At 64.1% G+C, this 25,593-nt stretch carries 26 protein-coding genes; 11 read left to right on the forward strand and 15 right to left on the reverse strand.

What is annotated here, in order from left to right; all coding sequences use genetic code 11:
- Positions 1 to 565 precede the first annotated feature (565 nt).
- Positions 566 to 1,672 (forward strand): hypothetical protein, encoded by a 1,107-nt coding sequence (locus N2603_RS14385; RefSeq protein WP_260389322.1) that lies wholly within the window; start codon positions 566 to 568, stop codon positions 1,670 to 1,672.
- Positions 1,673 to 1,864: 192 nt separating this feature from the next.
- On the opposite strand, the gene N2603_RS14390 is transcribed toward N2603_RS14385, so the two are convergent.
- The 6 genes from N2603_RS14390 to N2603_RS14415 are packed head-to-tail and all read right to left on the reverse strand — an operon-like array spanning position 1,865 to position 7,739.
- Positions 1,865 to 2,350 carry a nucleoside deaminase gene (locus N2603_RS14390; RefSeq protein ID WP_260389323.1) on the reverse strand — a complete coding sequence of 162 codons (486 nt, stop codon included), beginning with the start codon at positions 2,348 to 2,350 and terminating at the stop codon, positions 1,865 to 1,867.
- An 11-nt stretch (positions 2,351 to 2,361) separates the two neighbouring features.
- Positions 2,362 to 3,894 carry an ABC transporter ATP-binding protein gene (locus N2603_RS14395; RefSeq protein WP_260389324.1) on the reverse strand — a complete coding sequence of 511 codons (1,533 nt, stop codon included), beginning with the start codon at positions 3,892 to 3,894 and terminating at the stop codon, positions 2,362 to 2,364.
- Positions 3,891 to 4,574 (reverse strand): biuret amidohydrolase, encoded by a 684-nt coding sequence (gene biuH, locus N2603_RS14400; RefSeq protein ID WP_260389325.1) that lies wholly within the window; start codon positions 4,572 to 4,574, stop codon positions 3,891 to 3,893. The genes N2603_RS14395 and biuH overlap by 4 nt, the downstream gene beginning before the upstream one ends.
- A gap of 17 nt (positions 4,575 to 4,591) precedes the next feature.
- Positions 4,592 to 5,518, reverse strand: coding sequence for an ABC transporter permease (locus N2603_RS14405; protein WP_145661734.1), 927 nt, complete (start codon positions 5,516 to 5,518; stop codon positions 4,592 to 4,594).
- Positions 5,518 to 6,630: an ABC transporter permease gene (locus tag N2603_RS14410; protein ID WP_260389326.1), complete on the reverse strand. Its 1,113-nt coding sequence runs from the start codon at positions 6,628 to 6,630 to the stop codon at positions 5,518 to 5,520. Before N2603_RS14410 ends, N2603_RS14405 begins: the two co-directional genes overlap by 1 nt.
- Entirely contained in the window at positions 6,627 to 7,739 is a 1,113-nt protein-coding gene (locus tag N2603_RS14415) for a BMP family ABC transporter substrate-binding protein (RefSeq protein WP_018644805.1), read from the reverse strand. Before N2603_RS14415 ends, N2603_RS14410 begins: the two co-directional genes overlap by 4 nt.
- Before the next feature lie 402 nt (positions 7,740 to 8,141).
- Between N2603_RS14415 and N2603_RS14420 the strand changes: the two genes are divergently transcribed.
- Together N2603_RS14420 and N2603_RS14425 are read left to right on the forward strand one after the other, a co-directional pair.
- Positions 8,142 to 9,431, forward strand: coding sequence for an allantoate amidohydrolase (locus N2603_RS14420; protein ID WP_260389327.1), 1,290 nt, complete (start codon positions 8,142 to 8,144; stop codon positions 9,429 to 9,431).
- Between the two features lie 73 nt (positions 9,432 to 9,504).
- On the forward strand, positions 9,505 to 10,878 hold the full coding sequence (locus N2603_RS14425; protein ID WP_260389328.1) for a hypothetical protein: 1,374 nt from the start codon (positions 9,505 to 9,507) through the stop codon (positions 10,876 to 10,878).
- Between the two features lie 9 nt (positions 10,879 to 10,887).
- Here the strand turns inward: N2603_RS14425 and N2603_RS14430 are convergent, their stop codons facing one another.
- Together N2603_RS14430 and N2603_RS14435 are read right to left on the reverse strand one after the other, a co-directional pair.
- Complete coding sequence (locus N2603_RS14430) at positions 10,888 to 12,207, reverse strand: dicarboxylate/amino acid:cation symporter (RefSeq protein WP_260389329.1); 1,320 nt, start codon at positions 12,205 to 12,207, stop codon at positions 10,888 to 10,890.
- Between the two features lie 85 nt (positions 12,208 to 12,292).
- Complete coding sequence (locus N2603_RS14435) at positions 12,293 to 13,306, reverse strand: formamidase (RefSeq protein WP_260389330.1); 1,014 nt, start codon at positions 13,304 to 13,306, stop codon at positions 12,293 to 12,295.
- Between the two features lie 222 nt (positions 13,307 to 13,528).
- Here N2603_RS14435 and N2603_RS14440 point away from each other — a divergent pair, with 222 nt between their 5' ends.
- From N2603_RS14440 to N2603_RS14450, 3 genes are read left to right on the forward strand one after another with little or no spacing between them, the layout of a single operon-like run.
- Positions 13,529 to 14,209 (forward strand): TetR/AcrR family transcriptional regulator, encoded by a 681-nt coding sequence (locus tag N2603_RS14440; RefSeq protein WP_260389331.1) that lies wholly within the window; start codon positions 13,529 to 13,531, stop codon positions 14,207 to 14,209.
- The gene (locus N2603_RS14445; protein WP_260389332.1) at positions 14,206 to 16,071 is read left to right on the forward strand and encodes an adenine deaminase; all 1,866 of its coding nucleotides are present in this window, start codon (positions 14,206 to 14,208) and stop codon (positions 16,069 to 16,071) included. The genes N2603_RS14440 and N2603_RS14445 overlap by 4 nt, the downstream gene beginning before the upstream one ends.
- A 12-nt stretch (positions 16,072 to 16,083) precedes the next feature.
- Entirely contained in the window at positions 16,084 to 17,475 is a 1,392-nt protein-coding gene (locus tag N2603_RS14450) for an NCS2 family permease (RefSeq protein ID WP_260389333.1), read from the forward strand.
- Positions 17,476 to 17,483: 8 nt separating this feature from the next.
- On the opposite strand, the gene N2603_RS14455 is transcribed toward N2603_RS14450, so the two are convergent.
- Positions 17,484 to 17,705 carry a hypothetical protein gene (locus tag N2603_RS14455; RefSeq protein WP_260389334.1) on the reverse strand — a complete coding sequence of 74 codons (222 nt, stop codon included), beginning with the start codon at positions 17,703 to 17,705 and terminating at the stop codon, positions 17,484 to 17,486.
- 347 nt (positions 17,706 to 18,052) lie between these two features.
- Here N2603_RS14455 and N2603_RS14460 point away from each other — a divergent pair, with 347 nt between their 5' ends.
- Positions 18,053 to 18,235 carry a hypothetical protein gene (locus tag N2603_RS14460; RefSeq protein WP_018644796.1) on the forward strand — a complete coding sequence of 61 codons (183 nt, stop codon included), beginning with the start codon at positions 18,053 to 18,055 and terminating at the stop codon, positions 18,233 to 18,235.
- Positions 18,236 to 18,257: 22 nt separating this feature from the next.
- Here the strand turns inward: N2603_RS14460 and N2603_RS14465 are convergent, their stop codons facing one another.
- From N2603_RS14465 to N2603_RS14475, 3 genes are all read right to left on the reverse strand, one after another.
- Positions 18,258 to 19,634: a vWA domain-containing protein gene (locus tag N2603_RS14465; RefSeq protein ID WP_260389335.1), complete on the reverse strand. Its 1,377-nt coding sequence runs from the start codon at positions 19,632 to 19,634 to the stop codon at positions 18,258 to 18,260.
- 5 nt (positions 19,635 to 19,639) lie between these two features.
- Positions 19,640 to 20,587, reverse strand: a complete 948-nt coding sequence (locus N2603_RS14470; protein ID WP_260389336.1) for an AAA family ATPase — start codon at positions 20,585 to 20,587, stop codon at positions 19,640 to 19,642.
- Positions 20,588 to 20,732: 145 nt separating this feature from the next.
- Entirely contained in the window at positions 20,733 to 20,933 is a 201-nt protein-coding gene (locus N2603_RS14475) for a hypothetical protein (RefSeq protein ID WP_018644793.1), read from the reverse strand.
- A gap of 223 nt (positions 20,934 to 21,156) precedes the next feature.
- Between N2603_RS14475 and N2603_RS14480 the strand changes: the two genes are divergently transcribed.
- The gene (locus tag N2603_RS14480) at positions 21,157 to 22,131 is read left to right on the forward strand and encodes a quinone oxidoreductase family protein (RefSeq protein ID WP_018644792.1); all 975 of its coding nucleotides are present in this window, start codon (positions 21,157 to 21,159) and stop codon (positions 22,129 to 22,131) included.
- A gap of 38 nt (positions 22,132 to 22,169) precedes the next feature.
- Here N2603_RS14480 and N2603_RS14485 read toward each other — a convergent pair whose 3' ends face one another.
- Both N2603_RS14485 and N2603_RS14490 read right to left on the reverse strand, forming a co-directional pair.
- On the reverse strand, positions 22,170 to 22,445 hold the full coding sequence (locus tag N2603_RS14485; protein WP_260389337.1) for a hypothetical protein: 276 nt from the start codon (positions 22,443 to 22,445) through the stop codon (positions 22,170 to 22,172).
- Positions 22,446 to 22,542: 97 nt separating this feature from the next.
- Complete coding sequence (locus N2603_RS14490) at positions 22,543 to 23,151, reverse strand: S24 family peptidase (RefSeq protein ID WP_018644790.1); 609 nt, start codon at positions 23,149 to 23,151, stop codon at positions 22,543 to 22,545.
- A gap of 166 nt (positions 23,152 to 23,317) precedes the next feature.
- Here N2603_RS14490 and N2603_RS14495 point away from each other — a divergent pair, with 166 nt between their 5' ends.
- Positions 23,318 to 23,848 (forward strand): GcrA family cell cycle regulator, encoded by a 531-nt coding sequence (locus tag N2603_RS14495; RefSeq protein ID WP_260389338.1) that lies wholly within the window; start codon positions 23,318 to 23,320, stop codon positions 23,846 to 23,848.
- Positions 23,849 to 23,893: 45 nt separating this feature from the next.
- On the forward strand, positions 23,894 to 24,469 hold the full coding sequence (locus N2603_RS14500) for a hypothetical protein (RefSeq protein ID WP_260389339.1): 576 nt from the start codon (positions 23,894 to 23,896) through the stop codon (positions 24,467 to 24,469).
- 45 nt (positions 24,470 to 24,514) lie between these two features.
- On the opposite strand, the gene N2603_RS14505 is transcribed toward N2603_RS14500, so the two are convergent.
- Complete coding sequence (locus tag N2603_RS14505) at positions 24,515 to 24,871, reverse strand: hypothetical protein (protein ID WP_260424197.1); 357 nt, start codon at positions 24,869 to 24,871, stop codon at positions 24,515 to 24,517.
- A 194-nt stretch (positions 24,872 to 25,065) separates the two neighbouring features.
- Between N2603_RS14505 and N2603_RS14510 the strand changes: the two genes are divergently transcribed.
- Entirely contained in the window at positions 25,066 to 25,530 is a 465-nt protein-coding gene (locus N2603_RS14510) for a hypothetical protein (protein WP_260389340.1), read from the forward strand.
- Positions 25,531 to 25,593: the final 63 nt, after the last annotated feature.

Below are 25,593 nucleotides of genomic sequence, written 5' to 3' on the forward strand. Positions count from 1 at the left end.
CGCTTGCATGGGATGAAGTGCCTCAATAGTGGGCTAGTTTGAACCGCCGCGTAAGGTGTGAAAAAGCGTCATCCCTTGCTCAACGCTTCGGCAGGCGCGTGGTGTCGGCGAGTCGTGGCTCTCGCCGGGCGCGGATCGTGCTCGCGCGCCCTTCGGACCGTCCGATGAGGGCGGTGCTCGCGCGCGACGCCTGTTGCAAATTTGTGACGGTACAAACCAAATCGGAACCCACTGTGCAGCCTTGACCTGACGTTGAGCAAAATCGCGCCAGAACGCGTATGCAATGTCGGATCGCCGCATCATGCGCCGTCGGTAATTCGGCCCGCCTTGTTCGTTCGACACGAAATGCGAACAAAATCAAATGGGAATGTCTGGCAATGGCCAGCCGCGGGGACAATGCGCATGGCCCGCAAATGCACTCAAAATCTCGAAGGGAGGCGTCGTCCACTGCCGAAACAAGCGGCATGCCTTGAAAAAAGTTGAGGCTTCTCACTCCGGGATATCGGCGCAAGTGTCGCACCCAAGGGCGTTCATTTTTACGTGTCCAAACTTGGGGGTATTCAGGATGTCGTTTCGTTTCAAGGCAATTGCAGCAACGGCGCTGTCACTTGCTACGCTGGCCATCGGCGGCTGGGCTCACGCGGCGGACTTGCCGGTCAAGGCCGCCAAGAAGGCGCCGGACCTTCCGTTCTTCCTGGTGATCGACAATCGCGTCACGTTCTCCTGGATGCCCAAGGGCACCGATCCCGGCATGTGGAGCGTCCGTCCCGATGGCAGCATCAACGGCACCACCGCCAAGCAGGTTTACTCCTTCACGCACTTCGACCTCTGGGCCTACGGCACCAACTTCTTCACCATCTCGATGTTCAAGTCGGGCAAGAACGACCCTGCCAGCCCTTGCGTCGCGCCCGGCGTGACCATTACCGGCGGTGCCGCCGACTGCGCCGGCGCGACCGAGATCTACGGCCTGTTCCGCTCGACCTTCGGCTGGAACGAGCTGTTCAACACCAAGGCCTTCACCATGGGACCGCTGCACAACATCTCGTTCGAAGTCGGTATGGACGGCAACACGGAGAACAACTTCCTCGCGCCGGCCAAGCGCGACGTCGTCGCCGGTCTGCAGTTCGCTTTCGACCTTCCCTACAAGGGCTACTTCAACGTCGCGCCCTTGATGTACTACGAGTTCCTGAACCACAACGCCTTCACCCAGTGCGGCTTGTTCGGACCGGGCGTGCCGGGCGTGACCTGTAACTCGGACGGCAATGTCAGCTATCGTCCGACCTGGGCCGTCGAAATCAACTACTACATGGACCTCGGCTTCCTGCCGCCGAACATGCAGTTCTGGTCGATCAGCGGCCGCGCCGGCTGGTACGGTCCGAAGGGCGACTCCAACGGCCTGCCCGCGCTCTCGGGCGTCGGCCGGTTCTCGACCGCTTCGAAGACCGAGCTGAACAGCGAACCGATCCGCCTGACCTTCGACGCCTCGAAGGCGGTCTGGGGTGACAAGTACTCGCACTTCGTCGACCTCTGGGTCTCCTACCGCTACTGGCAGAACAAGTTCGGCCTCGACCACAACGCCATGCCCGGCGTCTGCACCATCGCCGCGACCGGCCAGAGCACCAAGAGCTGCACCGAGTCGACCGTCTATGGTGGCGTCACTGTGAAGTTCTGATCGACTGACGCTCTCCAAGGTTCGGATGGCGCCGCGCAGGGATGCGCGGCGTCATTCGTGTTTGCCAAGGAGAAAGCTGCCGTAGGGTGGGCAAAGGGAAGCGTGCCCACGACGTCTACCGATGTTGAAGTCAGATCGTGGGCACGGCGCAAGGGCGCCTTTGCCCACCCTACGGCACTGTTTGCTGGGTACCTACTTCGTCCAAACGCCATCGTGCAGGGCTTCGGCCTCGTCTTCGAGCAGCGGTCCGAGGACCTCCGTCGGGCGCTGGCCGCTTGCAAACACCTCGCGGCAGGGCAGGTCCAGCGTCGGGTTCTCCGGATGGTTGCCGGTGACGCCGCGCAGGCGGTGCTCGCTGAGGCCATAGACGACGCGGCCGATGCCGGCCCAATAGATTGCGCCGGCACACATGGCGCAGGGCTCGGCCGAGGAATAGAGCGTGGCTTTGGCCAGCACATCGCGGTCGAGCGTACGGCAGGCCTGGGTTGCTGCGAGGCGCTCGGCATGCGCGGTGCCGTCGTGATCCGGCATGTAGCCGTTCTCGGTCTCGATTAGCACCTTGCCGTCGGTATCGACGACGATACAGCCGAAGGGATGGTTGCCGTGGGTGAGGGAACGGCGGGCGACCGCGAAGGACAGGCGCAGAAAGTGCTCGTCGCGCCCTGATGCGTCGTCCATCGGTCCTCCGTTCAATGTCCCGCCATGTGCCGGCCGACTACGGTGAGATCGGCTTCGCTGGTCCGTGCTTCATACACGAATTCGCCGTGGAACATCACCACCAGCCTATCAGACAGTTCGAGCAGTTCGTCGAGATCCTCGCTGACGAGCAGAACCGCGGCGCCGCGGTTGCGGGCCGCCATGATCTCGGCGTGGATCTGCGCGACCGCCGCGAAATCGAGGCCGAAGCAGGGATTGGCCGCGATCAGCACCTCGACGTCGCCGCCGAGCTCGCGGGCGAGCACGGCGCGCTGCACGTTGCCGCCCGACAGCGCCGAGATCGGCGTGTCCGGCGAGCGGGTCTTGATCTTGTACTGGCCGATCTTCTTCCTGGCGTCGCTGCGGAAGGCGCTGCGATTGAGCCACCAGCCACCGCTTGCAAAGGGCGCACGGTCGAACTCGCGGAAGGCGATGTTGTCGGCGACGCTCATGCCGCCGACGCAGGCGTTCTTCAGCGGCTCTTCGGGCAGCAGCGACATCCTGTGGCGCCGCATCTCCTCGCGGCTGGCGTGATAGGGATCGCCCGCCACGCGCACCTCGCCGCTCTCGGCCTCGCGCTGGCCGGCGAGCACCTCGACGAGCTGGCGCTGGCCGTTACCGGAGACGCCGGCGATGCCGACGATCTCGCCGGCGCGCACCGTGAGCGAGACATCGTGCACGGCAACGGCGCCGGCATCGTCGAGCGCGCGAACCTTCTCAAGTTCCAGCCGCGCCTGTCCGGCTTCGCCGGTGCGCGGCGGCTGCACGGTCAGCTCTTCGGCGCCGATCATGGTGCGCGCCATCGCATCCGGCGTCAGTTCGGCGACCTTGCCGGCGCCGGCGAGCTTGCCGCGGCGCAGGATGGTGACCTCGTCGGCGAAGGCCATGACCTCGCGGAACTTGTGCGTAATCATCAGGATGGTCAGCTCGCCCCTGACCACCATATCGCGGAGCATGCCGAGCACTTCGTCCGCTTCCGCCGGCGTCAGCACCGAGGTCGGCTCGTCCAGGATCAGGAAGCGGCGCTTCAGATAGAGCTGCTTCAGGATCTCGCACTTTTGGCGCTCGCCGGCGGAGATGTCGGAGACCTTGGCGGAGAGTGGCACCTTGAAGGGCATCCGCGCCAGGAACCCCTCGAGCTCCTTCATCTCCTTGGGCCAGTTCACCATGGCCGGCACATTGTCGCGCGCCAGCACGAGATTTTCGGCAACCGTCATGGCCGGCACAAGCGTGAAATGCTGGTAGACCATGCCGAGGCCGAGCGCGTGCGCGTCCTTTGGATTGGCGATGGCCTGCTCGCGGCCGCCGACGATGATGTCGCCTTCGGTTGCGTGGTAGTAGCCCATGATGCATTTGACGAGGGTCGACTTGCCGGCGCCGTTCTCGCCGAGCAGGGCGTGGAACGAGCCTGGCCGCACCTTCAGCTCGACATTGTCCAGTGCCAGGAAGTCGCCGAAGCGCATGGTCATGGCGATGGCATCGACGCCGAAGGCACCTGACGGCGGTGGCGTTTCGCCGATGATCACGAAATCGCTCCGATGAAGGCGTCCGACGTCGAGACCGCTCCGAACACACCGCCTTGCATCTTGATCATCTTCAGCGCGTGATCGTGGTTGCTCTTGTCGGTGGCGCCGCAGCAATCGTGCAGCAGCACGCATTCGAAGCCGCGGTCGTTGGCCTCGCGCATGGTGGTGTGGACGCAGACGTCGGTGGTGATGCCTGATAGCACGATGTTCTCGATGCCGCGGACGCGCAGGATCAGCTCGAGATCGGTGGCGCAGAACGAGCCTTTGCCGGGCTTGTCGATGATGGGCTCGCCAGGCAGTGGCGCCAGCTCCTCGATGATGTCCCAGCCAGGCTCGCCGCGCACCAGGATGCGGCCGCACGGGCCGGGGTCGCCGATGCCGGCGCCGATCTGGCGCGAGCGCCAGCGCTTGTTGGCGGGCAGGTCGGAGAGATCGGGGCGATGGCCCTCGCGGGTATGGATGATGTGAAAGCCTTGGCTCCGCATCGCGGCGAGCAGCCTCTTGATCGGCTCGATCGGCGCCCGCGTCAGCGAGAGGTCATAGCCCATCTTGTCGACATAGCCGCCGACGCCGCAGAAATCGGTCTGCATGTCGATGATGATCAGCGCGGTGTTCTCGGGGCAGAGATCACCGTTGTAGGGCCAGGCATAGGGTTCGGACTTGATGTAGCGCTCGGGCATGGACGACCTCGTGCGTGTTACCGTGTGATCGAGAGTTCGGCGGGCGCGCCGGTCAGCGTGCGCTTCGGCGAGCAGGTGATGATCATGATCGCCAGCGTCAGGATGTAGGGCGCGGCGTTGAAGAGGTGATAGCCGGAGGTGACGCCGACCGATTGCAGTGCCGGTCCCAGCGCCGCGGCACCGCCGAAGGCGAGTGAGGCCCAGAGGCAGAGCAGGGGATCCCAGCGCGCGAAGATCACGAGCGCAACGGCGGTGATGCCCTGGCCCGAGGAGAGGCCCTCGTTCCAGCTTCCGGGATAGAACAGCGACAGGAACGAGCCGCCGATGCCGGCGAGGAAGCCGCCGACCATGGTGGCGCGCAGGCGGATCAGCAGCACGGAATGGCCCATCGCGCGCGCGGCATCAGAGCTCTCGCCGGCGGTGCGGATCAGAAGACCCCAGCGCGTGGTGCGGAAGGCCCAATAAAGGATCGGCGCCAGCGCGACTCCGATCAGGAACAGCACGTTGATGCGCAGCGCGGCGCGCACCTGAGGGATGTCGCTCCACCAACCGAAATCGATCGCGGGCAGTCGCGGCGCGGTCGGCTCGATCAGCGGCTTGCCGAGATAGAAGGCGAGGCCGGTGCCGAACAGCATCAAGGCGATGCCGACCGCAACGTCATTGACGCGCGGCAGCGAGCAGATGCCGGCATGCAGTGCGCCCAGCAGCGCGCCGGTGATGCCCGCGGCGAGCACCCCGAGCCACGGGGAGCCGGTGAGATAGGAGATGCCATAGGCGCTCATCGCGCCCATCACCAGCGTGCCTTCGAGGCCGAGATTGATGCGGCCGGAGCGCTCGGTGATGCATTCCCCCAGGCTCACGAACAGGAACGGGGTGGAGACGCGAATGGCGCCGCCCAGCACGGCGAGCGGGACGGTCCAGAGGCCGATCGATCCGTCCGCCATCAGGACTTGCCTTTCAGGAATCCGATGCGGCCGTAGAGCGCATCGCTGGCGAGCACGAAGACGAAGATGATGCCCTGCAGCACCAGCACGGACGCATCGGGCAATCCGAGACGGCGCTGCAGCAGGCCGCCGCTGGCGCTGATGCCGCCGAGCAGGATCGCGACCGGAATGATTGCGAGCGGATTTTGCCGTGCGAGGAAGGCGACGAGGATGCCGGTGAAGCCGTAGCCCGCTGCAAGGTTGGCGTTGGTGCGCCCCTGCACGGCGGCGACCTCGACCATGCCGGCAAGACCCGCCGCGCCGCCGGCGAGGAAGCAGACGGTCAGGATCAGCTTGCTGACCCCGAGGCCGACGATCTTCGCAGCGCGAATGTTGCCGCCCGCAACCCGCGCGGCGAAGCCGAACACGGTGTGATAGATCAGAATGTAAGAGGCGATCGCGGCGATCAGGCCGAAGACGAGACCCCAATGCACGTCGGTGCCGGGAATGGAGCCGATCATGTTGGCGGCGCCGATCTCACGCGTCGACGGCTTGTTGAGGCTGGCGGGATCGCGCATCAGCCCCTCGACGAGATGGTTGAGGATCGCGAGGGCGATGTAGACGAGCAGCAGGCTCGAGATGGTTTCGTTGACGCCGCGATATTGCCGCAAGGCGCCGGAGAGCATGATCCACGAGCCGCCGCCGATTACGCCAGCGCAGACCATGGCGATCTGCACGACGAAGGGCGGCATGCCCTGAAGCATGAGCGCGGCGCTGGTCGCCGACAGTGCGCCGATCAGCAGCGCGCCTTCGCCGCCGATGATGACCATGCCGAGTTGCGCCGGCAGCGCCGTGCAGAGCGCGGTGAGGATCAGGGGCGCCGCGCGCGTCAGCGTGTTCTGCCAGGAGAACCAGGTGCCGAACGCGCCGTAATACATGTAGAAATAGAGATCGAGCGGGTTCTTGCCGAACATCGCGACGAAGATGCCGAACACCGCGAGCGCGCCGGCGAGCGCCGCGCCCGGGATCAGGACATACTCGATCGTGCCGCCGTAACGCTGGAGGAAGCCGGAATCGGCGGCCGGGGCAACTGTCCCGACCGCTTCCGTGGAATCCGCCGTTTCCGCGGTCACGAAGTCGCTCCGATCACGCCTTCGACGAGGTAGTCCATCTTCTCGAGTTCAGGATCCTTCTGGCCTCGGTCGGTGCCGGTGGCGATCACCGTCTTGCCCTTGTTGTCGACGAGGCCGCCCTTGAAGATGGCAAACCCCTCCGCAGACAGGAATTTTGCCTTGGCTTCGTCGGCCGCCTTGCGCGCCTCGGCCGAGACAGCTTCGCCGTAGGGCGAGACCTTCACGATCTCTTCCTTCAGGCCGCCGCGGTAGAAATTCGGGATGCCCTCGCCGGCGGCGATCATCTTGACGAACTTCGGATAGAGCGCTTCCCAGTTCCACTCGGCGCCGGTGAGATAGGCCTTGGGTGCCAGCGCCGACTGGTTGGTGTGATAGCCGCAGACGAAAGCGCCGCGCCGCGCGGCGTTCTCGACCATGGTCTTGGGGCCGTCGACGTGACAGGTGAGCACGTCCACGCCCTGGTCGATCAGGCTGTTGGTGGCTTCGGCCTCCTTGACCGGCATCGACCAGTCGCCGGTGAAGATCACCTGCGTGGTGGCCTTTGGATTGACGGACTTGGCGCCAAGCGTGAAGGCGTTGATGTTGCGCAGCACCTGCGGGATCGGCTTGGCGGCGACAAAGCCGAGCTTGCCGCTCTTCGATGTCAGGCCCGCGACGATGCCCGAGATGTACTGGGCCTCGTCGATGTAGCCGAAATAGCTGCCGGCGTTCTTGGGATCCTTGTCGCTCCAGAGGCCGCCGCAGTGCTCGAAGCGCAGCTTCGGGTACTTGCTGGCCATCTTGATCATGTGCGGATTGTAGTAGCCGAACGAGGTCGGGAAGAGCAGGGTGGCGCCATCGAGATTGATCATGGACTCGATCGTCTTCTCGACCGCGTCGGTCTCCGGCACTTTCTCCTCCTCGACCACCTTGAGGCCGGGAATCTTCTTCAGTGCCGCCGCGCCCTGCGCATGCGCCTGGTTGTAGCCATAGTCGTCGCGCGAGCCGACATAGATGAAGCCGATGGTGGTCTCGGCCGCGAAGGCCGGGCGGAGGCCCGCCGCCGCGCCGAGGGTGAGGGCCGCGCCGCCCTGCAACAAATGACGTCGTGAAATCCTGCCAATATCCATTGCTCGCTCCCCTTGGCGGATGACCCGCCTTGATCTCGCGGCTGCGCCGGCCTGGCGGAGCCGGGATCAGATGTCGCAAGCTTCGTGCCAGAGACTAGGAAGAGTGCAATTCTTCATAAGTATCTGAAATACATATGATATAATCTGCATCAAGAACTTGGCGAGGAAAGCAGCAGATTAATTTATAGGCACTATCCTGTAATTGTATGCAGTGGAGTTAAGCAGTCTTAACCGGCTCCCCACATGTGCATGACTGGCTTCGGACGGTCGGCCGACAAGGCGCATTCATGCTAACCACGCGCTGACTCGGGTGGCGCCGGAGGATTTTCGCTGGCACCGAACTTGTATCGATTGTCGTCAGGACCGCTGCCGTGGTCCTCAGAAGATGGAAAGCTCGCCGAGATGGGTGCTGGTACTGTTCATGATGCATCGCTCGGCAAGGAGATCGTCCGCCGCGTCAACGAGCTTGCTGCGATCTCGGAAGAGCCCGACAAGCTCACCCGCGTCTACCTCAGCAAGGAATTACGCACGGCCGCGGACCTGATCCTGGGCTGGATGCGTGACGCCGGCATGAGCGCGCATCTCGATGCGATCGGCAATGTCTGTGGCCGGTATGAAGGTGAGCGGCAGGGCGCGCCCTGCCTGATGCTCGGCTCGCATTACGACACCGTGCGCGATGCCGGCAAATGGGACGGGCCGCTTGGAGTGATCACCGCGATCGCCTGCGTCGCCGATCTCAATCGCCGCGGCAAGCGCCTGCCGTTTGCGATCGAGATCATCGGCTTCGCCGACGAGGAGGGGGTGCGCTTTGCCTCGACCCTGCTCGGCAGCCGTGCGGTGGCCGGCACCTTTGACGAGAGCGTCCTGAACACGCGCGATCGTGACGGCGTGTCGATGCGCGATGCACTCGTTCAGTTTGGGCTCGATCCCGACCATGTCGGCGCCGCCGCGCGGGCTCGGCGCGAGCTGCTCGCCTATCTCGAATTGCATATCGAGCAGGGACCGGTGCTGGAAGCGCAGAACCTCCCGGTCGGCGTTGTCACCGCGATCGCTGGCGCAACGCGGCTTGCCGCGCAGCTGACCGGCATGGCCGGTCACGCCGGAACGGTGCCGATGGCGCTACGCCGGGACGCGCTCGCCGGCGCTGCCGAATGCATCGGCGCCATCGAGCAGTTCTGCCGCACCGACGTGGACGGCCTCGTTGGCACTGTCGGCTACATCCAGGCGAGGCCGGGCGCGACCAATGTCATTCCGGGCGAAGTGTCGTTCACCATCGACATGCGCGCGCCGACCGACATGCACCGCAAGCGCGCGGTTGCCGACGTCGTCCGCCAGATCGAGGCGATTGCAAAGCGCAGACAACTGGCCCTCCAGCTCGATGTCACCCACGAGAATCGCACCGCGCCCTGCGCACCCTGGCTGAAGCAGCAGATCGCGCAGGCGATCGCTGCGGAAGGTCTCTCCGTGTACGAGCTGCCGAGCGGGGCAGGCCATGACGGCATGGCCATGATCGATATCGCCGATGTCGGCATGATCTTCGTCCGCTGCCGCGGCGGCATCAGCCATCACCCGGACGAGCACGTCGAGCTTGCCGATGCCGACGCCGGCGCACGGGTGCTGCTCAGGGTGATCGAGAATTTCAGGCCGCGGGCGGCCGAGGCAAGCGTCACGAACCCGCAAGTCACCGGGTAGAGATACGAATCAGTCATGTTTAAAATGGTGGCCATCATCGCGAGGGTCACGAGACATCAGCCGATTGACGGACATGAACAGCGATTTCTCTTTTTCATCACATCGTGAGAACCGGTTTTATCAGGGGATGGCTGCGACCTTTGTCGCCAACGCTCTCCAGGCCGTCAATTTTCTTGGTGATCGATTCCTGAGGCAATCGCCCCATTCGTTGTCGGCCATCGAGGACCTTTACCGGCACTCGATGGACAGCGCCTTTTCGGTGACCGAAGCCTTCCTCGTCACCGGCGCACCGCACGCCTCCGCCTATTATCCGCGCGACTTCGCCTGGTTCTATCCCGATGTGCTCGATCCTGAAACCATCATGGATGCGCAGGACGCAGTGCGCCGGGCCCGCCTTCTCGAAAAGAGCGTTCGTCTGTTGCTGGAGGCGGTCCGCGCCGACGTCGTCACGACGACCATCGTTCCGGCGGGACGCGGCCGGTATCTCGGCGTGAATTATTTCTCGCGGCCCTCGGACACGCTGCTCGGCATTATCGCCGGCCTCCAGCAGATGCTCTCTGCCGAGGAGAGGGCGTCGTCCTATCTGGCGATGTCGCAATGCGCGCATGCCGGCCGTCTGTTGCTGGCCGAGTACGGCGCCGACCTCAAGCGTGCGATCCTGAAGCTTGCAAGCGAGCTGGAGTCGTTCGAGGCTGACGGCACCAGATATTTGCTGTGCGACGCCAGCGGACCGCGCTCCGCGGCAACGGATACCCGTGCCGAACGCAGGCGTTTCGTCACCAATGCCTGCGTCTACACGACGTTCTTGTGGGGCGTGCAGCTCGGGATCGTCGGCGAGAACGAGCTGAAGCGGCTGCTCGGACGCGACCTCGCGCAGTACAAGAGGGACCTGCTCCGCCTGTTTGGCAAGGACGGCTATATCAGGCATTCCCTGGATAGTCCGGCGGGCGCGCCGGTGTCGTTGGTCGCGCTCGATTTCGTCAGCGTGCACCGCGGTTTCTGGAATATGAGCGATGCCAGCGAGCGCGCGCTGTTTGCTGCGACGGCCGACCTGATCATCGCCGAGCCGCGCTTCCGCATCCCCAGCACATTCCACTTCCTGGTGTCGGCGGATAATCCTCGCAACAAGATGATCCACAAGATCGCGGCGCCGGCCTATCAGGGGCGTTCGTCGTGGCCGACGTTCAATGTCGAATTCGCCGATCGCATGCTGGACTTCGATGAGGCCTCGGGGAGCGATACCTACCGGGCCTGCGCGCAAGGGATATTGAAGGACATTCGCACGGCGACCGAAGTCCACGGCGGCTATCAGGAGCTGATCTCGGAGCAGGGCCTGAAATATCGCACCTGGGCCTACAAGGGCGCGGTGGCCCACTCCTGGTTTCCGCGCTTCCTGTCGGTCTGGAGGAGGGCGTATGGAACGCCGCTCCTCCGCTGGAATGATTGATCGGCGGAACTATCCCGCCGTCACGTCCACCAGCTCGCCGCCTTCGAGCACCTTGGCAGCCTTGGCACGGTCGAGATCGCCTTCCCACGCGGCGACGACGACCGTCGCCACGCAGTTGCCGACGAGGTTGCCGAGTGCGCGGGCCATGCCGATGAACCAGTCGACCGACAGCACCAGCACCAGGCCGATCGCGGGGATGCTCGGCACCGCGTTCAGCGTCGCGGCCAGGATCACGATCGCCGAGCCCGGCACGCCGTGCGCTCCCTTTGAGGTGATCAGCGAGACGCCGAGCACCAGCAGGAGATCGCCGAACGATAGCGGCGTATTGGTCGCCTGGGCGATGAAGACGACGGCCAGCGTCAGGTAGATCGAGAAGGCATCGAGATTGAAGGAATAGCCGGTCGGGATGACGAGGCCGACCACGGAATCCTTCACGCCCATCCGCTCCAGCTTCTTCATGATCTGCGGCAGCACTGCGTCCGAGGACGCCGTCGCGAGCACGATGGTGAGCTCCTCGCGCAGGTAGGCGAGGAATTTGAGGATGTTGATGCCCGCGAGCGCCATGACGCCGCCGAGCACGCCCAGCACGAAGATGCCGACCGAGACGTAGAACAGCATCACCAGCGACACGAGCTGCTTCAAGGAGCCCACGCCGTATTTGCCGACGGTGTAGGCGACCGCGCCGAGTACGCCGAGCGGTGCGACACGGACGATCAGCCCCATGATGCGGAACAGCACTGTGGAGGCCGCGTCGATGATGGAGGTGACGAGCGCGCCCTTCTCGCCGCCGACCAGAGCGAGGCCGACGCCGAACAGCACGGCGAAGAACAGCACCTGGAGCACGTCGTTGCGCGACAGCGCATCGAAGGAGGTTGTCGGGATCACGTTCATCAGGAAGGCGCCAATGCCGCCGCCGGACAGCTTGTGGGCGTTGTCGGCGTAGGTGTTGAGCGCCTTGGCATCCAGCGTCGAGGGATCGATGTTCATGCCGTGGCCGGGGCCGAAGAGATAAGCGAGAAGGAGGCCGACCACGAGGGCCACCGTCGTCATGACCTCGAAATAGACCAGCGCCTTGACGCCGACCCGGCCGACCTTCTTGAGGTCGCCGGCACCGGCAATGCCGTGGACGACGACGCAGAACACGATCGGCGCCACGATCATCGAGATCAGCTTCAGGAAGGCGTCGCTGAGAATCTTGAGCCCGATCGCGAAATCCGGGACGGCCATCCCCAGGATGACGCCAAGTACCAGCGCGGCCAGGACCTGGACGAACAGTGAGGTGTAAAGCGGCTTCGGCTCGACGGCGGGTGCCGCGGCGATTGTCGACATGAGAACTCCCCTTTGACGCGTCTTGGACGTCAAAAAGGAGCAACAACCGTGCCAGAATGTCGCGGTTACGCCCGAGGAACCGGGGCTATTCCGCCGCCTTGGCAGTCCTACCAAACATCCGCGTCGGGGCCGGGAAGCCGCACGAGGTGCCGTCGGTGACCTTCACCTGATCTTCCCACGGCAATCGGAAGGTGCCCGCGACCATGTCCTGCATGAACGTGTAGGGGCAGTCCATCGCGCCGCCCCTCACCGCGACATAGCCGCGGTGCCAGAGCTGGTAGATGTTGTTCTCGACGCCCCAATTGATGCGGGCCTCGCGCACGAGGTCCGGACGAACCTCGGCGGTGATGATCTCGTCGGCGCGGCCGGTGGTGCCGTGCGCCAGCACGGTGCCGTCGAAATTGACGATCATGCCTTCGCCCATGGAATCGAACGAGCCGTCCGAGCCGCACATGCAGACGTTCGCCGTGACCATCAGGTTCTGGAACGAATTGGCCTGATTGGTGAAGCGCCAGGCGTCGCGGATAGGCGCGGTGTAGCCGGCAGTGCGGATCATGATCTCGGCGCCCTTATAGGCGCATTCCCGCGCCATCTCCGGGAACATGCCGTCATGGCAGATGATCAGGGCGATCTTCGCGCCCTTCGGTCCCTCGATCACGGGAATGCCGATATCGCCGGGCTCCCACGGTTCGACCGGAATCCAGGGATGAAGTTTTCGGTAGTAGAGCTTGATCTCGCCGTGATCGTCGATGATCAGGCCGGAATTGTAGGGATTGCCGTGCGGGTTGAACTCCATGATGGAGAAGCAGCCCCAGATCTTGTTGTCGACGCAGGCCTTCTTGAAGGCGGCGACCTCCGGTCCGTCAAGCCGGCACATGATCTCGGGATTGGTGTCCATCGAGAGGCCGTGCAGCGAGTATTCGGGGAACACCACCAGATCCATGGTGGAGAGATTGCGGCGCGCCTTGCCGACCATCCAGACGATGCGCTCGGCCTGCTTGGCCAGATCGGCGGGGGTCACGACGTTAGGCAGTTGCAGCTGCACAAGTCCGACAACCACGCCGTTGGGAGATTTGTTCAGCCCGCCGAGCCCGTTCATGATCAGCTCCCTTGCCGTCCGCGCGGCGCCGTTGCGCGCAGTTCTCGGCAGAGCAAATCCGATTTTGGCGACGCGCAAAAGTCCATATTTCAGGCGGCGGGCGATCGATGAGCTCGCGTGGGGCGCCGGCCCCCACGCGCGGGGCCGACGCCCATTGTTGCGGCGCGGCCTGCCTCAACTCTCGGCTTGACCCTCCAATTTGTCTGATGTCAGACTTATGACATGAGTACAGCAAAGCGACATATCGCCAGTCTTCGCGACGAATATGCCGAGATGACGCGGCAGCGCATCGTCGCCGCTTTTGTCCAGACGCTGGAGGACGAGGCGGCCGACGACGTTTCCATGGCCGCGGTGGCCAAGCGCGCCAAGGTGGCCGAGCGAACCATCTATCGCCACTTCAAGACCCGCGCGGAGTTGTTCGTTGCGGCCGGCGAGTGGATCGAGGACAACGTCTTCAGCTATATTCCCTTCACCTCGCCCGACGAACTGCCGGATATTTTCCGCAAGCTGTGCAAGCGGTTCGACCGTCATCCGCATCTGGCGCGTGCCATTGCGATGACGCGGGCGGGCCGGACGGTGCGCGCCGGCTTCCGGCGGCACCTGATCGACGAGCATCGCAAGGCAATGGCGCCGCTGGTACGGCATCTTCCCGCCAAGGAAGTCCGCCAGGCGGAGGCGCTCGCGTCCTATCTCAACAACGTGCTGGCCTGGAATGCGATGCGCGAGGACTTTGACATGTCCAGCGCCGAGATCGCCGACGCGATCGAATGGGCGCTCACGACGCTTTTGAAGGATGTCCGTCGGCGCGATGCCGCTGGGGCGCGCGCCGGCAAGACCGGAAAATCGCCGCGCAAGCGAAGCACGGCGCGCGAAAGCGCTGGCGTAGAGCGAGGCAAGCCATGAACGCGATCCCCGATGATCTCCTGATCAACGCGCCCGACGAGGTTCGCATCCGCCAGGACCTGGTGCTGACGGCGCTCGGCCGCCGCCCGGCCGATCGCTCCTTGCGGGTCGGCAAATTACTCGACGTGCACAGCCGCACCTGGAATGAGGATCAGGAGATCGTCTTCAAGGGCCGCCGCATCGCCTGGGTTGGACCGGCCGGCAGCTATCCCGGCGACGCGCGCGTGCGCGTGCATCGGCCGGATCTTGCGGCTGTCCCAGGCTTCGGCGAAGTGCACAAGCATATTGAAAGCTCGCATCTGACGCCTGAATGGGAGGCGGCGCTGGTGCTGCCGCATGGCAATACCTGGACCTGCGAGGCGAGCCACGAATTCTCGAATGTCAACGGCGCGCGCAATCTCGAATTCTGGTTCGAGGCACGCCGCCGCGGCTCGCCGCTAAAAATCTTTCCGCAGCCGGGCTCGGCGGTGCCGCCGACGGCTTACGAATGGGGTGGCGGTTGGTACGGCCACGACGAGCAGGCGCGCTTCATGGGCGAGAGCCTGATGGTCACCGGGCTCGACGAAGTCATGGACTGGCCGGCGGTTTGGAATCCAGACAATCCCTCCTACAAGCGGCTCTGGGGCATGATCGAGGCGACGTTCGCGGCGCGGGGAGTTGTCGAAGGCCATGCTTCCGGCCTGCGTGATCTGCCCTCCATCAACGCGTTTGCCGCGGCCGGGCTCGCGTCCGACCACGAAGTGCAGACGCCGGAGGAGACCTGGGACAAGCTCACGCGCGGCCTGTTCGTCGAGTTGCGCGTTTATGCCATGGACGAGATCGTCAGATGGCTCCTCGCGAAGGGCCTTCAGGACTGGTCGCAGATCGCGTTCACCACGGATGACCGCAGCGCCAGCCACACGCTCGAGCTCGGCGCCAGCGATCACAATGCGCGGGTCGCGATCGAGGCCGGCCTTGCACCTGAAATCGCAATCCAGTGTCTCACCATCAATCCGGCGCGGCACATGCGCCTTACGCCGTTCGTCGGCAGCCTGGCTCCTGGGCGTTTCGGCGACGTGGTGCTGCTCTCGGATGTTGCCAAGCTCACGATTGCCGAAGTGTGGGCCGATGGCGCGCAGGTTTCCGACGGCAAGCGCTATCTCGGCAAGGTGCCTGACATCCAGTGGCCGGATTGGGCAACGAAGACTGTCAACATCAAGCGCACGGTCAAGTCTCAGGATTTCGAGCTGCGAGCCGAACCCGGCCGAAGCACGATGAAGGCGGCCGTGATCCGCCCCTTCCATTGGCATCCCGAGTTCTACACGCTCGAGCTGCCGGTGCGTGACGGTGCCGTGCAGCGCGACGAGAGCGAGGCCATCACCAAATTTGCCATCGTCGATCGCTTTTCCGGCGACGGGCGTGTGGCCAAGATGTTTTGGCGCGGCTGCGGACCGCGCACGCCGGAGACGGCAGTTGCCTGCTCGGTGGCGCACGACAAGCACAATATCTGGGTGGTCGGCTCGTCCGACGCGGCGATGGCAAAGGCAGTCAACGCGCTGATCGAGCTTCAGGGCGGATGGGCGCTGGTGCGCGAGGGTGAGCTCGTTGCCACCGTACGCTTCGAGGTCGGTGGGCTGATGAGCTGTCGTTCCGCGCAAGCGCTCGATGCCGAGATGCAGGCGCTCTATGCGGAAGGCCGCAAGGTCGACTGGATGTACGAGCCGACGTTCCGTCCGCGCTGGTATTCGGGATTCCCAGAGCGGCTCATGTTTGCAACGCTGACCTGTGCGCCCTGGAGCTGGGTGCTGGTGGCGCCGTGCGAGCAGGCGCCGCTCGGCTTCATCAACGTGCAGACCGGCGAAGCGCATCCGGTGGTCTGGTAGGGGAAGACTGCGATGAACGAGATGACGAAGCCGCAAGCCGCTCCCGCCGAGCCGGCACCGCGTGCAGCCTCCGGGCTGCTCGATCGCACCTTTGGCCTCACCGAACGTGGCACGAGCATTGGCCGAGAGGTGATGGCCGGAGCAACGACGTTCGCAGCCATGGCCTATATCATCGCCGTCAACCCCGCGATCATGTCCAACGCCGGGATGGATCGCGCCGATCTCGTCAGCGCCACGGCGCTCGCCGCGATCTTCGGCTCCGTCATGATGGGGCTGTGGGCCAACCTGCCGCTCGCGGTTGCGCCCGCAATGGGATCGAACGTCATCTTCACCTATGTCATCGTCAAGCAGATGGGCATGCCCTGGCAGGGCGCGCTCGCGATGGTCGCTTTCACCGGCGTTCTGTTCCTGATCCTCAGCCTGTCGAAGCTGCGCGAGAAAGTCGCGAAGGACGTGCCGGAAGCGCTGAAGATCGGCATCCAGGCGGCGGTCGGTACCCTCATCGTCTTCATTGCGCTGCGGGGCGCCGGGTTCGTCGTCCAGAACCCGTCGACCTACATTGCCATGGGATCCCTGCGCAGCCCGCCGGTGCTGCTGACGTTGTTCGGCCTCCTGCTCACGCCGGTCCTGGTGGCGCGCCGGGTGCCGGCGGCGCTGATCCTGTCGATCGCAGTGCTGACCCTGATCGGCTTCTTCGTTCCGGGTGCCAACGGCAAGATGGTGACCTCGGTGCCATCAGCCATCATGGCGTGGCCGCGCTGGCCGACCAGCACCTTCATGGCGCTCGACATCGGCTATCTCTTCAGCCACTTCGTCGTGGCGCTGCCGCTGCTGTTCTATTTCCTGTGCGCCGAATTCTTTTCGACGCTGGGCACGCTGATCGGCGTGACGGGGGCTGCCAACTTACGCAAGCCCGATGGCTCGATCCCGAACGCCACTGCAGCATTTGCGACCGATGCGACGGCTTCGGTGGTGGGACCGCTGCTCGGGACGTCCGTCGTCACGGCCTACATCGAATCGATCACGGGCGTGCAGGCCGGCGGCCGCACCGGCCTGACCTCGCTGACTGTCGCGGGATTCTTCTTTCTCGCATTGTTCTTCTGGCCGATCTTCGTCATCATCCCGGCGCAAGCGACCGCGCCCGCGCTGGTGCTCGTGGGCGTGCTGATGATGCAGGGGCTCGCCCGCATCGACATCACCGATCTCGTCAATGCGGTTCCGATCGTGCTGACGCTGCTCGTCACCGTGCTGACCAACAACCTTATCAACGGAATGGCCCTGGGCACGCTGAGCTACATCGCCCTGGAAGTGGCCGTCGGCCGGCGGTCGCAGATTCCGGCGATGGTGTGGGGACTTGGGGCGGTGTTCGTTGCCTACGCGATCGTGATCGCGCAGATCTTTTGACGCCTGCGTTAAGCGGCGAGGTCCAGCAATCTGCACGATCCGCGCACCAGCGCCCTGCGGCCGGCCGGTGTGATTGCCGGAACGCCGTCATTGACCACGACAAGGCCAAGCTCAACCAGGCTTCCGACGACATGGGCCTTCGCGAGGCGACCGTTCGACACCGGGTTGCGAAGCGCCTTCAGCGCTTCCCACTGGTCGGATGAAAGATCGAAGTCGAAATCGTTGCTCATGTTGCCTCAGGCGATCGTCCGGTTCGCGTGCCCCTGTTAGCGGCGGCGCATGAAGACCGTGCGACGACAATGAGTCGGGAATTCGGTCAGCTGTTTAGAACATCTCTTCACAAATTGCCTCACTTCGTTGCGGCCACAGGAGTTAAGATCGTTTGCGCGCGAATATCGTCCCGACGATCACTAATTGATGATCCGCATTTGATGCTGCGCTGCGAATTGTCGCGGTGCACGGGAAGTATCGCTGTCCCATTCTGCGTCGCGATATGCACAGAAATCATGAGGCGGGGGCTCGGGACTCTGTTACGTTGATTCGCGGGGAATGGCTTCACACGGCAGGAGTGGAGTGCATGAACAGGCTGGTCGAAATTCGCAGTCAGGAATCCCTGTGCCGTGAGCGCGCTGCGTTGGATTCGGAGCGCCGGGTGTTCTGGCTCGCGCAGGCCCAGGAGTGGGAGCAGCGCGCGCTCGACGAAATCGCGTATCACTTTCGGGAGTGCAATCTCATCCAGGCGGAGTTGACCGCCGCCTGACGCGAGAGGTCGTCGTCGCCGCCTACTGATAAGTCGCCACGATGTCGGACACCGCGCGCTCGAGCTGCTGCGCGGTGGCGCATTGGCGCACGACGCTGCAAAAGGTCGCATAGCGCGGCATCTCGGAATCGCCAAAGCCCCAGGCGAGCCGCCCCTCGGGATTGAGCCAGACCAGCCGCTTCGAGCGCTCGGAGATGCGGCGCAGGATATCGGCGCGCGGGTCGAGGTTGTTGCTGCGGGCATCGCCGAGCACGATCACCGTGGTTTGTGGTGTCAGCGTGCTCATGAACTCCTTCTCGAAATCGACCAGCGAGGACCCGTAGTCCGACGAGCCGAAACCGACCTTGGACATGATCTCGGCCATCGCCTCTTCCGGCGACTTTGATTCCAGGATCTGGCTGACCTCGATCAAATGCGAGGAGAAGGCGAAGGAGCGGACGTCGTCGACGACCTCGTGCAGGGAGTGGATCAGCAGCAGGAAGAAATCGGACACCTGCGCAACCGAGCCCGAGACGTCGCAGAGCGCCACGATCTTCGGCCGGTCGCGGTGCTTGCGCTTCCACGCGGTCAGGAAGGGCACGCCGCCCCAGGCCGCGTTCCGGCGCAGCGTGCGGCGGACGTCGAGATGGCCGCGGCGCTGGCGCTTGCGCGGCTTGGAATAGCGCTCCCGCAGCCGGCGCGCGATCTGACGGATGAGGGCACGCATCTCGGCAACCTGACGCCGCTCGATGCGCGCGAGCGGCGCGTTGCGCAGGATCTCGTTGCGGAGGTTTTCGGCTTCCTCGCGGGCATAGAGTGCAAGCCCCTGCGAGACCGTGTCGCGCACCGCCTCGCGCAAGGCGTCGAGCGCGGCGCGGAGACGCTCGGCGAGCGACGGATTGGTCGCGGTGAGCTCGTCGAGATCGTCGCGCAGGCGCTGGAGACCCATGGCATCAAGGATGCGGCTGGAGAAGATGCCGCGCTGGGTGGAGTAGCGGATGTCCGACAGGGACGCGGCGCCGGCGGCACTGGCGATCGCGGCCGCGATGGCATTGCGATCCTGCGACAGCAGCATCTGTGCGAGCGGGCCCAGTTCCTGCTGCGGTGAACCGCCGCCAGCATCACTGGCCGCGCCGGAGGAGGGCGCTTGATCTGCGTCCTGTGCGGTGTCCTGGTCGGCGCCCTCGGGCTGCTCCTGTCGCGGTTCGGGCTGGCTGAAGAACAGATCGAAGCAGTCGCGGAGCGCGAGCTTCTCGTCCTGGGATTTGGCGAGCGTCAGCAGCAGCGCGTCGCGCAGGATGGTCCGGTCGGAAAAGCCGACCTGCGACACCGCGCGCATCGCATCGATGCTCTCGGCTGGCGAGACGTGGACGCCCACGCCCCGCGCCGCCCGAAAGAAACGATGGAGGTTCTCGCGCATCGGCGTCAACCGAAGACGTTGGATCGGGCTGCCTTGGCAATGAAGGTCGTCACTTGCGGCGCCGCCGCCTCGATATCGGCCTCGTATTTCAGGAGCACGTTGAGCGTGTCCTTGACGATGTCGGTGTCGAGCTCGGTCGCCTGCAGCAGCACCAGCACGCGCGCCCAGTCGATGGTCTCGCTGACCGAGGGCAGCTTCTTCAGATCGAGCGACCGGATCTCGTGGATGAAGCCGACCATCTGCCGGCGCAAGGTCTGCGAGATGCCGGGCACACGGCTCTCGACGATGCGCTCCTCCAGCCGCTGCTCGGGGAAGCCGATATGCAGATGCAGGCAGCGTCGCTTCAGGGCGTCGCCGAGATCGCGCTCGCTGTTGGAGGTGAGGATCACCGTTGGCGGCGTGATCGCCGAGACGGTGCCGAGTTCGGGGATCGTGACCTGGAAGTCGGACAGGATTTCCAGCAGCAGCGACTCGAATTCAGCGTCCGACTTGTCGATCTCGTCGATCAGCAGCACGCAGCCGCCCAGCTGTTCCAGCGCCTGGAGCAGCGGGCGCGGCTCGACGAACTCCTTGGAGAAGAACACGTCGCCGAAATCGTGGAGTTGATCGAGCGCGGCGTGCAGCGTTTGCGCGCCGCCGAGCACTTCGCCGAGCTTATCCTTGAGGATCTGCGTGTAGAGAAGCTGCTTGGCGTATTTCCACTCGTAGAGCGCCTTGGCCTCGTCGAGGCCTTCGTAGCACTGCAGGCGGATCATCTTCATGCCGCGCCAGGCGGCGATCGCCTTGGCGAGTTCGGTCTTGCCGACGCCCGCGGGGCCTTCCACCAGGATCGGCTTCTCGATCTGTTGCGACAAATAGACGGCGGTCGCGATCTGCCGGCTCGCGATATAACCCTGCGCGGCGAGGCCGCTCTCCACTGCCTCGATCGACGTCGAGGCCTTCTGTTCTGCCACGAAATGGCGCTCCCAAAGGTCTTGCTTGAGGCTTGTTCTGCCTGCGTTCCCGGCAAAGAACAAGCCTCGTTTGGGAGACATCAGATCCGCGTGAGCGGCGTTTTTTCCGTTCAGCGCAAATAGTTGAGCAGTTCTTCGGTCGCGCTCAGTGCCGCAGCAGCTCCGGCTTGCGGATCGTCTGCCGGACCTCGGCGCCGCAATCGGCGCATTCGTAGACGAAGTCGATCTTGGCAAGGCTCCAATGCGGCTCGACCTCGCGCACATACATCGGCAGGAACCCCATGCACGTCGGGCAAATTACAGGCGCGATTTCGATGTCCTGATGAAGCTGTACATAAGCTGGCATCCCGGCTCTCCTTCGCAGGCGACCACCAATCCCCGCGCAAAAGGTACTGCCGGTTGCCCCAAGGCCGTCATCAACTCTTTCGAACAGAGGCGGAACGGCCGGTGTTTGTCGTTCGCTGTGACATTCTTGTTACGGCTCTGTACTGTAACGGGCGGACCAAATGCCTATTTCACAGGCCGATCCGGTTCTCGGACCATCACTGCAACGATAAGGGAGCAACCCCATGACGCATGCCATTCGCTTTCACAAGACCGGCGGCCCTGAGGTCCTGGTCTGGGAAGAGGTCAGTGTCGGCAAGCCCGGACCTGGCGAGGCGCGCATTCGCCACACGGCCGTCGGCCTCAACTTCGTCGACATCTACAACCGTTCCGGTCTCTATCCTGCGCAATTGCCGAGCGGGCTCGGCAGCGAGGCGGCCGGCGTGGTTGAGGAGGTCGGTCCGGGTGTCACCGATCTGAAGCCTGGTGATCGCGTCGCTTATGGCGCCTCGCCGCTCGGTGCCTATTCGGAGGCGCGGCTGATCCCCGCCGACCGTCTCTTGAAGCTGCCGGATGGCGTCGATGACAAGACCGCGGCGGCGATGATGCTGAAGGGACTGACGACGCAGTACCTGATCCGGCAGACCTATCGGGTGAAGGCCGGTGACACGATTCTGCTCCATGCTGCGGCCGGCGGCGTCGGCCTCATTCTCAGCCAGTGGGCCAAGCATCTCGGCGCGACCGTGATCGGCACGGTCAGCAACGACGAAAAGGCGAAGCTCGCCAAGGCGCATGGCTGCGAGCATGTGATCATCTACACGCGCGAGGATTTCGTGAAGCGGGTTGACGAGATCACCGGCGGCAAGAAGGTGCCGGTGGTGTACGATTCCGTCGGCAAGGACACATTCCTGAAATCGCTGGATTGTCTCGCGCCGCTCGGCGTCGCTGCGCTGTTCGGCCAGTCCTCAGGGGCGGTCGAGCCGCTCAATCTCGGCCTGCTCGCCCAGAAGGGCTCGCTCTACGTCACCCGGCCGACGCTGTTCACCTATGCTGCCAAGCGCGAGAACCTGGTGGCGATGGCGGGCGAGCTGTTCGACGTCGTCAAGTCCGGTGCGGTGAAGATCGAGGTGCACCAGACCTATCCGCTGAAGGACGCGGCCAAGGCGCATGCCGATCTTGCCGCGCGCAAGACGACGGGATCGACCGTTCTCCTGGTGTAATATTCGTCCAGACGTGATGCAGGCCGCCGCGGCCTGCATCACGTCCGTTCGTGCTTGCGCAGGTCGCGGGCGTGGTCGAGGCGGATCGCCTGGAGGTCGACGTCCTCGGGCTCGACCCGGGGAAGGGCCGCCTCGGCCAGGATGGCCTCGGTCACGTCCTCGACTGAGTTCTCCACGATCTCGTGGATGAACGAGACGTTCCGATACTCACCCGAGGCGAGGCGGGAGATGACCTCGCGCCTGGTGATTTCAGGATCGACGACCGCCTCGCGGCCACGCCGCCCGTAGTCAATCATCACGACGAAATACTGCATCTTGCAATCCTGCCGCGCCGTGGTCGGTGCGCGGCAGAGTATTTCCGAAAAACAGAACTAAGTCAAGTTGGATTTCCAAAAATCGGAAATCCTCTGCCTACTTGCCCTTCTTGCGGGGACGCGCCGACTTGGCACGCAGTCGTTCGAGCTGGCCCTTGGGCATGGAGAGGCAGATCTCGCCGACCCAGTCGAGCTTGACGCCGACGATCGGCTTGGCGTTGAAGCTGGTGAGATTGACGACGGAGGGAGATTTGCCCCGCTCGATGGTCTTCAAATAGCGTTCGCCGGTCTTGAGCCGGACCACGGCCTCTTCGCCATAGAAGCTCGACAGCGGATGGCGCTGGTCCTTGTAGACCACGATCACGTCGCCGCTCTCGTATTTGGGCAGCATCGAATCGCCGACGATCTCGAAGGCGACGGTCTCCTCCATGATCGGGAAGGGCAGCGCGATATCGCCGAGCCCCTCCGGAGGAACCTGTTCATAATCCGGCTCGATTACGGCGCCGGCCCCGACGCGGCCCATGATCGGCGCGAGGTTGAGCTCGAGATATTCCATGATCGGAATGATTTCTGACGCCTTCACCAGGCGCTCGCCGCCGAGGATCTCCGACACCGCGCCGGGCCGCACGCCCATGGCCGCCGCCAGGCCGCCCTTGCTCTTGCCCGTCTTCTCCAGGCCCCGCTCGATCATAGCAACGTCCAACATGGTGATTCCCTCGATTGCCCATCGTGTCGTCTCTTGTAATCCGAAATTCGGAATTGATGCAATTATGAATATCAGAATTTCCGCTTGACGCCAACTTCGGAATAGCGGAATGTGTGTCCCGCCCCCGGATCGTGCGGTCGGAGGAGGCGCATCACAGGACAGCATCATGGAACCGGGCCATTGGCCGTCGGAACACTCCGACGCGCTTCGCGACTATTTTCTCAAGGGAATGTCTTATGCGGAGATCGGAAGGCAGATTAATGCAAGATTCGGAACGGCTTACACGCGCAACGCGGTGATCGGCCGCGCCAAGCGGCTCGGACTCGTCGTGCCGGAATGGATGACGAGCCCCTCGATCGTCCCGCCTTTGCCGGGCGAGGCTCTGGTTTCGCCACGCCGCTCGGCACTGCCGAACCTGAACCTGCCGCCGAAGTCCGCAATGAAGCCCGCCGCACGGGTCAAGTTACGCTGCGTCGGCGTCCAGCCGCGCCTGATCGAGCTGGTCGAGCTCGAGGCGGCCGACTGCCGCTATCCCTACGGCGGCGACAAGGACGGGGAGGAAATCACCTTCTGCGGCCATCCGCGCCAACCGGGCTCTAGCTATTGCGCACCGCATACGCGCCTGACGCGCCGTTCCGGAGCTGCGTCAGCTCGCATCGCAACTCCGGTCGCGCTGAGGCTGGTCTCCCGCGCCTGAAGCCGCACCGTCCATTCAATCGTCAGTCTTGCAAGGAGCATCCGAGTGGCACGTCCCCGACGCAACAAGTCCTACAAATTGACGCAGATCTACGACCGGCGGTCCCGGGAGGTGCCGTTCAATGCCGAGGTGGCGGAGGTGGAGGTCGACAATCCGCTGGCGCTCGATTCCGGCGAGAAGATTCTGGCCCTTCGGTCGATCCGCAGCGATCCGCTCGGCCGGCTGCACGCACATCACCAGATCGATGAAGCACAATACCGCGGCGGGCGCGCCTTCCAGAACGATTGGGAGCGGGCGGAGCGGGGACCTCAGGCGGTGGATACGACCCGCGAATATGTCGATGGGACCGGCACGCGCGAGCCGGTCACGGAGAGCCAGCGCCAGGCGGTGCTGCGACTGAATCGGGTCGAGCGGGAACTCGGCACCGACGGCGCCGCGCTCGTGCACGATGCGCTGGTGCTGGGTTTGACCATGGACCAAATCGGGCAGCGTCGTGCCGTTCGTACCCTGCGCTGGAAGGATTATTTCGGGCGGCGCTTTCGCGAATGCCTGGACCGGCTGGCGCTGATCTACGGCTTTGCGACAGAGACGGGGACAGAGCGTGGGGGCTGGCGCAGGTGACTACGGCGCGCCGGCGGTCCGACCGCCGGGGCGCCGTTCTGCTCCTTACGGATGAGGTACGATCTGGTAAGGCGTGGTGTAGGGCTCGACCCGCAGCGAGGCGTTGGCCAAAAGCCCGATTTTGGCGGTCGGCGCCTGCTGCAATTCGCCATTCGGGCCGCGATGCACGTTGTATTGCCAGACGGTGAGGTCGCCCTTCTGTGCGAGCGCATGTGCAACGGCGCTCGCGTCATTGCCGCCGAGTGCCTGCAGCTCCTCCGCCGACAATCCGACGACGATTTCGTCCTTGATGGTGACGATCTTGAACAGGTTCATCTTGGTCTCCCGCGCCCATGCGCCTTGTATCGAGAAGGTGAGAAGCGCGACCGCGGCGCCCTTGATGAGATCGCAGCGAGAAAGCATGCCGTCGTCCTTGTGCTGAGGCGCGCCCGAATCGATCAGTTCATTAGCCATGGCGCCCGTGATCTGCGTGGCCGTTTCGCAAACGCTTGGTCGTTCGATCCTAGACAACGGTTCACGGGCGGAAATATCCCGGCAGCGATGAACCTCGATGCGAAGATGCGAGTCCAAGCCGAAGGCTCGAGGGGATACGTTCTATGAAATTCGCCGGAACCGTTTACCTTCTCGTCTGTGTCGGCGCCACGGGCACTGCTGCGGCCGCAGATCCCTTCTACGTCGGCACCTGGACATTCACGGCCGCCGTGGTCGCGCCGTGGGCCGATTCGCAGCGCAAGCCTGACGGCACCGAGCGGGAGCGGCTGTTGGGCAAGGCGGTCGTCCTGAAGGCGAAAGAGATCTCGGGGCCGCGCCCCTTTGCCTGTGCCAAGCCGCGGTACAAGGTCACCGATTATGGCCCCGACATGATCTTCCAGGGCGCATTCGACGAGATGCAGCGTGTCGACAAGATGGCCGATCCGAAGGCGCTTGCTGCCTCCCTCGGCTTTGCCGGCGCGTCAATCAAGACTTTGGAAACCGGCTGTGAGATCGACGTTCATTTCGTCGACGATACAACCGCCGAGGTGGGACTCAACAATTACGTGTATACGCTGAAGAAGCGCTAGGCGCCTTCACCAATGCCCATTCACACCTGAAACACGGCGAAACGCAGTGCGGTTGACAGCAAT

The organism is Bradyrhizobium huanghuaihaiense, from assembly GCF_025200885.1.
Lineage (GTDB): Bacteria > Pseudomonadota > Alphaproteobacteria > Rhizobiales > Xanthobacteraceae > Bradyrhizobium > Bradyrhizobium huanghuaihaiense.